The organism is Rheinheimera sp., assembly GCF_020217005.1.
Taxonomy (GTDB): Bacteria; Pseudomonadota; Gammaproteobacteria; order Enterobacterales; family Alteromonadaceae; genus Pararheinheimera.
Genome location: NZ_JAIWOI010000133.1, coordinates 1 through 10000 on the forward strand (window position 1 = coordinate 1; position 10000 = coordinate 10000).

Here is a 10000-nt window from a genome sequence, read left to right on the forward strand (position 1 = left end):
TTATCGTGTCTACTGGCAGGATTTAAAAGATTCACATAAAGAATGCAGCACCCTGACCCGCCGTGTCGTGGTGTCAGCCGGAACTTTGGGCAGCAACGAGCTATTGATGCGCTGTCGCGACTTGTATAAAACCCTTCCGAACATCAGTCAGCAATTAGGCCGGCACTTTTCCGGCAATGGCGATTTTTTATCTTTTGTGATTGATGGCGACAAACCAGCAGACCCCAACTATGGCCCTGTGATCACTCAGGGCACAGATTACAACCTGTTTAAAAACTTCGATCGTGACAAAGCTTTTATTTTGGAAGATGCCAGCTACCCGAACTTTGCCGCCTGGTACACCGAAGGTGTCAAACCCGGAGCCTCCAAGTTCCAGGCTTTAGTTCGCACCATCCGGCTGGCTTTTGCCCGTTTTGTGCATGGTATCAGCACTGGTCATTTGGGCTATGCCTTAAGTTCATTGCTGAAAAACGACTTGTCCTACACCACCAGCGTCTTGCTCTGTATGGGTCTGGACAAAAGCGACGGTGTGATGTCGCTGAATAAAGACGGCTACTTGCATCTGAAGTGGCCTTATAAAAACAGCATGTCCTTGTACAACGCCATATTGGCCACAGGCGAGCGTTTTAAAACATGGTGCGGTGGCAAAGCTTTTATTCCTATGCCGAACTGGCTCTGGCCTATGCGGCGTAACGTCACAGTGCATTCCTTGGGGGGCTGTCGTTTGGCGGATAGTCCGGAGCAAGGGGTGACCAGTGCTGAATTGGCGACTTTTGGTCAGGTGTTCGGTTACAGCGGCTTGTATGTGGCAGACGGTTCCTTGTTGCCCACAGCGGTAGGTGCCAACCCTATAGCCACCATCAGTGCCGTTTCAGAACGGGTGGCTGAAGGTATCACGGGTATAGCACCCACAGCCGATCTGTAATAAGGCTTAGCCGATGAGCGAATGGCTGTGGTCTTTCATTCGCCAATTTTTCCAGAAACGGTGCAGCACTGCTGCTCTGCCCCTTGCAACGAGGTTGACTACAATGAGCAATTTTCCTGCTTATGATGAAGTGCATGTCATTTCCGATATCCATATGGGCGGCGCTGACCCCAGTTTTCAGGTACTGCGCGAAACCAAAAGACTGGCTGGTTATATTCAGTGGGTCGGTAAGCAAAACCCAGCTGGTCAGGTGGCTTTGGTGCTGAACGGTGATGTGTTTGATACGCTCGCCGAAAAATCCTCTGATTACATTATGGTCGACAGAGCCGTTGAAGTGGTCAGCAGTATTATGGCCAACCCGTCCTTCTCCGGCATTTGGGCCGCTCTGGCAGCTTTTGTCGCTCTGGAACGCCGCACCCTGGTGTTTATTATCGGCAATCATGATGTGGAAATCTCCTTTCCTGTGGTGCAGCGCCTGATCCAGCAGCGCCTGGCCGGAGACAATCCACAAAAACGCGCCAGCATAGAATTTTCCACTATAGGTGCAGGTTTTAGCTGCACTGTAGGTGGCGCTACAGTGTATTGCACTCATGGCAATGAAGTAGACCCATGGAATTTCAACAGATACGAAGACTTAGCCAAAGTGGGCCGACGCCTCAATGCGGGCCGCACTTTAACTCAGCAGGAATGGACACCCAATGCCGGTACCCGTATGGTGAAAGAGGTGATGAATCAGGTTAAAGAAAAATACAAATGGATTGATTTGCTCAAACCTGAAACTCAGGCTGCTGTAGGCACTTTAGTGGTGCTGGATCCGTCACAGGCGAAAAAAATTGGCGACTTATTATCTATTGTCGGACGCAAAACTGTGGACGGCAGAGAAGTGAATCAGCGCTTGTCGATGGATGGTTTTCAGACTCATGCAGAGCAAAATGCGACGCCACCTCAACTGACGCAAGTGCTTGGCAGCAACCTGACACAAGGCATGAAAACTTATGCCAGTGCAGACAGTCAGGCGGTAGACGCTATGCTACTGCAAGCCGAACAAAACCTTGGAACCTCCAATGCTCAGCTGTTTGAACAGGATGGACAGCTAGGCACAGGCCAGCTGATATTTGATCGCTTAACCGGCTGGATCCGCAATATTCCCAAAGACGAAGCGCTGCGCCGCGCGATGAAAGACTGGTTAGCTGGCGATAAAACCTTCGATATCAATGACAAAGACGACACTTACAAAGAAGTCACAGCTGCAGTTGGCAATGGCATCGACTTTATAGTCACAGGCCATACCCATCTGGAGCGCGCCATCGACATGGGGTCTGGTCGTTATTACTTTAACTGCGGTACCTGGATCCGCCTGCTGAGTTTTACAGCTGATATGCTCAAAGATCAGGCGTCTTTTCAGGGAGTTTATAAAATCCTCATCGACGGCAAAATGGAAAGCATCGACAACGCCAGTTTTGCTGGCCAGCCTTTTGTGATGAATCAAACCAGCGCTGTTTCTATTAAAAAAACTGCTACCGGCGCTATAGGCAGCCTGACTCATGTGCTGGGTGATGGCACAGGTGAGCCGCTAATCATCAAGCAATTTGAGAGGTCTTAACATGAAAGCGCAAAGCACCGAAATTCGCAGCGTAAAGCTTGAACTGTTAAGAGCAGGCCCTACTCACAACCAGTTATTGTCGCCCTTAACGAACTACATAGCGCTTTGTGGTTCAGACGGCCCTGTAACCATCAATATACCTTTTGAACATCGCCAGTTACTGATGCGGTTAAAGCGGCTGAAGTACCCGCTGGATAAAGATCCGGCCACTGACGATCAGCGTCAGGCTGAACTTCGGGATATAGGCGAAAGTTTGGGCCGCATTTTTGCCGAAGTACCGGCATTGATTTCCGAGCTCGGAGCTGCTGCTGCAGAAAAAGGCAGTCTGGTGCATTTAACTTTGTCGATGTCGGCTTTTGAATTAGGTTTATTGCCTTTTGAAGCCGCCATAGCTGCTGATGGTTTCCCCGGCACTGGTGCCCCTTTGTTTTTACAGATGCGTACTCCTGTGTCCCTGACCCGCGAAGTACGCCGTGGCCGACCTTTGCCAATGAACTGGGCCAGAACACCAAAAATTCTGTTTGCTTTTGCCGCACCGGCTGGCAGTTACGTGCCATCCCAATCGCATTTACAAGCGCTGCGTGAAGCGATAGAACCTTGGGTGAAATTAAAAAACAGCCCGGAAGAGCGCATCAGTGAAGTGAAAAAGCTGCTGACGGTGTTACCACAAGCGACACTTGAGCAATTACGCACCTTGTGCGCCACACAAGAGTTTACTCATGTGCATGTTCTGGCTCATGGCGCCCCTTATCAACAGTCCGGTGATGAGCATTATGGTGTGGCTTTGTGCAGCGAGGCAGGTCCTGATCAGGCAGATGTGGTCGACGGTGAACGACTGGCGATGGCTCTGACGGCTAATGATGCTTTAGGCACCAGCCACTGTCGGCCTACAGTGGTCACTTTAGCCACTTGCGATTCTGGCAATATCAACTCGGTGCTGACCCCAGGTGGCAGCATAGCGCATGAACTCAATAGCTCAGGTATTCCATGGGTGATAGCTTCACAGTTTCCACTTTGGATGAAAGCCTCAGCTATAGCCGCCAAAGTACTGTACAGCGGTTTACTCAAAGGTGACGATCCGCGTTGGGTATTACACGAATTGCGTCAACGCTTACGCACTGACGCTCCGGAAACCCATGATTGGGCCAGCATAGTGGCCTACGCTACTATTCCGCCTGATTTTTCGATGCAGGTGCAGCAGTTCCATGCCAGCCAGACCCAACGCAAAATTGAAGTAAAGTTTGACCGTATTGATGAGCTGGTAAAAAGTATCACACTTGGCCTGGCTGCATCCGATCAGCAGTCTGATGTGCATGAAGAATTAACTGCTTTATCCGAAGCGATACGGGCTGAACTTAAAGAGTGGCGGGATGAACCCCATGATCATTTAACCAAAGAGGAATGGTCGATGCGGCTGGGCTTAAGCGCCGCCAGTGAAAAACGTATTGGCATAGCACTGGATTTAATAGGGGCCACAAAAGAAGCCGATCAGGCTTATAAATGCTGTTTTGAGTTTTATCAGGCCGCCTGGACTATCGATCAGTCCAATCACTGGTTACTGACTCAGTATCTGTCCGTCATTGCTATTCGCAACAGAACTGACGATGTGGCCGGATTACAAAAACTGTCGGAAAAATATGGCACCACCTGGTGTGCAGCCCTTGAAATGACCAGTTGGAAACTCAGCCTAAGCTCGGGTAAGGACAAAGTTTATGTATTGGCCACTTTGGCTGAGCTGACCTTATTGAATGCAGTTTACCATCCGGATAACGCAGACCAAAAGGCGCTGCAGGAGACTATTCAGCAGTATTGCAAAGCCATGCTGGATGAAGCTCTGACAGACAAATTCCCTCTGCTATCCACCAAGCGGCAATTTAGTCGTTACTTGCAGGAATGGCAAAGTCCTATCTGGCAAGACTTGGCCCAAACTGCGGTCGACGCTTTAACTGAAGAGTAATAACCTAAACAACACAGCGGGCTTAAGCCCGCTGTGTTTTCATCGGATAAAGAGCGGCTCAGACCGCTGGCGCTACTTTTTTATTATGAGCCAACACCAGACCAATCAAGCCAACCACAGCCACCAGCACACCTATAGGTTTGCTGTATTCCACTGGCAAATTCAAACCTATACCAGCTGTGGCTATATAAGCCACTGTCATACTGGTGCCGACCACAGCCGGAATGCTGGCAATCCAGTGAAAAGTACCGCGGTCAAATAAGTACTTAGTCGCCAGCCACAACACACTGGTCGACAACAACATATTTGAGAAAGCGAAATAACGCCAAATCAAGGAGAAATCCAGCAAAGTCATCAGATAAGCAATCATCAGGATAGGCACTGACAAGAGCAGTCTGTTACGCAAGCTTTGTGGAATATTGAACGCGTCTACTATGGTTAAACGTAAGGAGCGGAAAGCGGTATCGCCCGAAGTGATAGGAAATACTGCTACAGCCAGTATCGCCATCACACCACCAAAAACCCCCAGATAACTGGTTGCTATATGATTCACCACCAGACCAGGGCCGCCCTGAGCCAGCATGGTTTTTAATTCAACATAACCGCCGGGAAAGGCAGCAATACCGGCCAAAGCCCAGACACAAGCCACTATGCCTTCACAGACCATAGCGCCGTAATACACAGGGCGGACATATTTTTCATTGGTTAAACAACGGGCAATAATAGGCGCCTGAGTCGAATGAAAACCACTGATAGCACCACATGTAATAGTTAAAAACAGCAAAGGCCAGATTGGCGCACCGTCAGGATTAGGGGTTAAAAAATCATGTTCATGATGACCATCAAAGTAAGCAAAAATATCGGCGACCTCTGGCAGGTGTGGCGCTTCCATTAACAAAGCACCAGCTATTAAAGTAGTCATTACTATCATCAACAGACCAAAAGCCGGATACAACTTAGTGATAATTTTATCGATGGGCAGCAAAGTCGCGAGGAAGTAATAGGCCAGAATCACCAACACCCAAAAGGTATTGCCAGCCAGAAAAGTGCCTTCAAAATAAGACAGATTACTCAGTAATCCGGCTGGGCTCATAATAAAAACCACACCGACAAAAAACAGCAACATGGCGGTAAACACCAGCATAAAGCCTTTAAATACAATGTTGTAATAATGGCCTGCTATTTCTGGCAAACTTTTGCCGTCTTCTTTGATGCTCATCACACCAGAGAAATAATCGTGTACAGCCCCACCTATGATGTTCCCTATCACAATCCAGACTAACGCCACAGGGCCATAAATAGCGCCCAAAATAGGACCAAAAATAGGGCCTACCCCAGCGACGTTTAAAAACTGAATCAAAAAGGCTTTTATCGGACTGATTGCCACATAATCCACCCCTTCGTTAAAACGCTGCTGTGGGGTAATGGCTTTGGGGTCTATACCCGCCTGCTTTTCAACAAAAGGACTGTAAAATTTATAGCCAAGTATCAGTATGGCTATGCTGACAAAAAAGATAAGCATAAGAGCGGGTTCCTATCTGGGCAACTGACAAAGAAGACGCAGCAAGTGCCGCGGCTTCAGATAAATATCAATACCTTAGCACAGCCTGCATGCTTCAGACATCAGCAGATAGTCTAAGTGTCCAGCTACCGCACTAAATGCCATTGTGTTTGACGACCAGCCAGATAAATGACTTTTTTTCCGTCAAAATACGCACTTTGTTCCAGTTTAATCTGCACATAGTTGCCTCCCCATTCCGGCACTTGCTGTTTAATATTGCCTTCGATGGCATAAGCAGTGTCGGCATACAAAGGCCATTGTCCACCCACAGCTGAAGGCCCCTGGTTATCCCACATGCCAATAGTTGGACCAGGCGCATGACCAACAAAACCCAGAGCATGGGTGTAGGTGCTGCTGATCATACCCTGCTTTTGACTTTCCTTGATGGTATTAGCTAAAACGTTATTGCCAGTACGTCCGGCTTTAAACTCATTGGTTAAAATATCCTGCCACTGATTGCCTGTCGCCAAAGCCTTAACCAAACCCGCTGGGACCTGCTCTTCGCCAACTTTCAGTACATAAGCCATTTCCTGCGTATCAGTGCACAGCTTCAGGTAACAAATCCCTACATCTGTATGCAGCACATCTCCTCTGTGGATCACTCTGCTTTGACCACAAAATGCTGAATCCAGACGACAATCGTCTTGCTGTCTCTGGCTATTTACATCGGGCATAAACCAGACAGGTAATCCCAGCGACTCATAACGCTGCCGAATATACCAGGCGACATCGTCCGTGGTTGTTACTCCGGGTGTAATGACTTTGGCACTAAAAGCCTCGGCAATGACAGCGCGGGCCAGACTGACAATAGCAGGGTAAATTTCAAGTTCAGACGCAGTACGTTGTTCCATCCAACGTACCACTAATTGTTCAGAACTAACCAGTCTGTTGCCATAATCTTTGGGCAACACTTCCAGCAAAGACTGATGCATGGCTTTGGTTAAACCATCAGCCACAGGCCAGTCTGTTGACACATTAATGCCTATACGTTGAGGATTTCGCTCAGTGATGACCTGTGCCAAAGCCTGCCATTGTTGCTGCAGGTCTCCGCCAGACCAGGCTGAGGTATAAGGCGCACCAAAAGGATAACGGTTCACTGATAAGCGCTCGACTGAGCCATCTGCTTTGCGATAAAACACCAACATAGTAGTGCGACGGGCGGCAAAAGTGGGCTGAGGTACTAATGTAAAATAGACTGGGTCTTCCGCATATTCGCGGTTGATCACCAGCCACATATCCAGCTTGGCTTCGGCCATCAACTGCGGCAGTAATGCCTCAAGTCGTTCCTGCAGAATACGGTTTTCGGTCGCCACTCGGTCTCTTGGTGCCAGTACAGCAAAATCATCTGCTGAGACCAGCTGCCTGGCCTGCGTAAATTCAGCGGCAAAGGTTGTTGGGGTGATGGTCATAAGTGCCAGCAAAGCCGTGGTGACTATAGTTTTCATCTGTCGCACCCTGTTGTTGTGATTATTTCGTTGAATTAAAACTAATTCATAAATAACAACTTACAACGAACTTCCGGCAAATCAGCTGCTAAATACAGCAGACAACACAGAATCTGCGACAAAAGGTTACCTCGAACCAATGGCCCCCGACGCTGAGCGATAAACGTAACCCAACAAAGGCCGCAAAGTTTTATGCAAAATGTAAGACATCAATACAACCAAAATGCCGACTCCTGTTGGAATTAATGCCCCAAAGGTAAAACACATGCCGAGTATAAAACCTAACAAGAATTCGGCACGGTACAATGGAAAAATTAATGCCAACACAGGCAGACTGAGCATCATGCCTGCTAACAGCTGTTCCTGCTGATACTGAAATAACACTGAAAGAGTGACCCCAAACAGCAGAGAGGCAGTTAAACCTGCTGTCACAGCCAAGGGATAGGTCGTCACTACCCGCTTATAGATACGTCCTGTTAAAAACCAACTCAACACAGGCACGACCAAAGCGCCCCACCAGTTTGAAATAGCGGGTAAATCTTCTCGTTGCAACAAATGATGGCTGACCACCCCACCGTTGTGGTGCTCAAAGGCAAGTAAAATCAGGATATAAAGACTGGCAGCTGCAACCAGCAACAGCCGGTGAAGTTTAAATGGTTGATCGTTCATCTTTAATGTCCGTGTTGACTTGAATGAATACCATCAGTGTGGCTGAAGTAAGGATGACAAAGTATATGAAACTGTAAGGAAAAATATTCTGATACCTGCGGCTTTTCGCAGGCATGCAACTATAGTCCACTGCGCCCTAATATAAGTTGAACCGCATTGATAACCTTGTGTTCGCCAGTTATTTTAAATTGACTAAAAATAAAACAATTCAGGGGCATTATGAAAAAACATGTTATTTCACTGATGGTTAGTCTTGTGCTTTGTGGCACAAGCACCAGTATTTTTGCGGAAAAAATAGCACTGGTCGGAGGTAGACTGATTGATGGAACAGCCGAAAACCTGATCCGCAACAGCGTAATTCTGGTCGATCAGGGAGTGATCCAACAAGTCGGCTCAACGGACACTTTGCAGGTACCTGAAGGGTATAAAGTGGTATCAACCGAAGGGCAGGACGTATTGCCGGGATTATGGGAAAGCCACGCTCATCTTCAATTAACAGGTCATGCTAACTATGTGCACTGGCAAGCCAAATACAAAGATCGCTTAGCCGACGAAATTATGCCAGCCAGTTTAGTGCAGTTATTGTTGGCTGGTGTCACCAGCGTGAGGGATCTGGGTGCTCCGCTTGAGGATACTCAAATCATCAAACGTAAGCTGGCTAACAATGAAATACCAGGACCTACCTTGTACGCTTCAGGACCCTTTTTACAATGGCAGGTAGACGACTGGCAAAAAAGCTACCGCTGGGCAGTAAAAGACAAAAATGATGCTGTGAAAAAAGTGAATCAGTTGGCTGATGCCGGAATGGATATAGTGAAACTGATAGACCAGGACGATATGCCACGTGAGGTCGCTGAAGCTATAGTACAGCAGGCTCATAAACGCGGAATGAAAGTAGTAGCCCATTCTCACAAACCCAATGAAATACGCCGGGGTGTTGAAATTGGGGTGGATAATTTTGAGCACACAGGCCTGACAACTGCACCTGGTTATCCGGAAGATGTGCTGGCAGCCATTAAAGAGCGCACTGGCACAGGTATGTTTAAAGGCTTGTTATTCTGGACTCCTACAGTGGAAGGCTTGTGGAGTTATCAGGAAACCGTAAAAAACCCCGAGCATTTAGATAACACCTGTTGGCACAGAGGTTTGAAGCCAGACACTATTGCTGACATTCAGCAGTCCATTAAAAAACCGGGCCATTTGGGGTATACCCAGTTGGTGCCGTTACGCAAACCCACGTTAAAACATAAGATTGATCAGCTCAAAGAGACAGGTGTGGTGATGTTAGTTGGGACTGATGTTGGCATTCCAATGAAGTTTCATTGCCAGACCACCTGGCATGAGATGGCTGTCTGGGTTGATGATTTCGGTTTTGATCCGCTGGAAACCATTAGAGCAGCAACCTACTGGCCCGCTGTCATGATGGGGGTGCAGGATAAATATGGTTCAGTCACCCCTGGCAAAGTTGCGGACATTATCACGGTCAAAGGCGACGTTCTGAAGTATATGAATCTGTTGCAACATGTTGATTTAGTGATGAAAGCCGGTGTGATTTATAAACAAAACGGTCAGGTCATTGAAGAAGCTTTAGTACGCTGAACAAAAAACAAGCCCGGGTTGTAAAGGAGTGCCTGCCTGTGGCACTCCTTTGTTTTACTTTAAGGGCAGATAAATATCAGTGACTGCCTGATGTTGTGGTACGTCAGGAAAGAAGCTAAGCCGTTCAAAAAACAAAGGAAAGTCCCGTAATTCAGCCTGAGTTTCGTCCAGATACACTGAATACAAGTACCGCACAGCCAAAGCTAACTGTTCATCCGAACCTGTATGACGGATCCTGGCA

General features: G+C 47.8%; 8 protein-coding genes. 4 read left to right on the top strand and 4 right to left on the bottom strand.

The genetic code is table 11. From position 1 onward, the window contains the following. The 3 genes from LDL40_RS06505 to LDL40_RS06515 form a co-directional block, all read left to right on the top strand. A partial coding sequence (locus LDL40_RS06505) for a GMC oxidoreductase (RefSeq protein ID WP_300994394.1) occupies nt 1–925 on the top strand: 925 nt, incomplete at its 5' end. A 103-nt stretch (nt 926–1028) separates the two neighbouring features. Further along, nucleotides 1029–2528 carry a metallophosphoesterase gene (locus tag LDL40_RS06510; protein ID WP_300994395.1) on the top strand — a complete coding sequence of 500 codons (1500 nt, stop codon included), beginning with the start codon at nt 1029–1031 and terminating at the stop codon, nt 2526–2528. A gap of 1 nt (nt 2529) precedes the next feature. Further along, a complete protein-coding gene (locus LDL40_RS06515) occupies nt 2530–4485 on the top strand; it encodes a CHAT domain-containing protein (protein ID WP_300994396.1) in 1956 nt (651 codons plus the stop codon). A gap of 58 nt (nt 4486–4543) precedes the next feature. Here LDL40_RS06515 and LDL40_RS06520 read toward each other — a convergent pair whose 3' ends face one another. From LDL40_RS06520 to LDL40_RS06530, 3 genes are all read right to left on the bottom strand, one after another. After that, a complete protein-coding gene (locus LDL40_RS06520; RefSeq protein WP_300994397.1) occupies nt 4544–6007 on the bottom strand; it encodes a carbon starvation protein A in 1464 nt (487 codons plus the stop codon). 125 nt (nt 6008–6132) lie between these two features. Next, complete coding sequence (locus tag LDL40_RS06525; protein WP_300994398.1) at nt 6133–7491, bottom strand: M24 family metallopeptidase; 1359 nt, start codon at nt 7489–7491, stop codon at nt 6133–6135. Nucleotides 7492–7617: 126 nt separating this feature from the next. Further along, nucleotides 7618–8160 carry a hypothetical protein gene (locus LDL40_RS06530; protein ID WP_300994399.1) on the bottom strand — a complete coding sequence of 181 codons (543 nt, stop codon included), beginning with the start codon at nt 8158–8160 and terminating at the stop codon, nt 7618–7620. 219 nt (nt 8161–8379) lie between these two features. On the opposite strand from LDL40_RS06530, the gene LDL40_RS06535 reads away from it, so the two are divergent. Next, nucleotides 8380–9759, top strand: coding sequence for an amidohydrolase family protein (locus LDL40_RS06535; RefSeq protein ID WP_300994400.1), 1380 nt, complete (start codon nt 8380–8382; stop codon nt 9757–9759). A gap of 54 nt (nt 9760–9813) precedes the next feature. On the opposite strand, the gene LDL40_RS06540 is transcribed toward LDL40_RS06535, so the two are convergent. Then, a partial coding sequence (locus LDL40_RS06540; protein ID WP_300994401.1) for a GyrI-like domain-containing protein occupies nt 9814–10000 on the bottom strand: 187 nt, incomplete at its 5' end.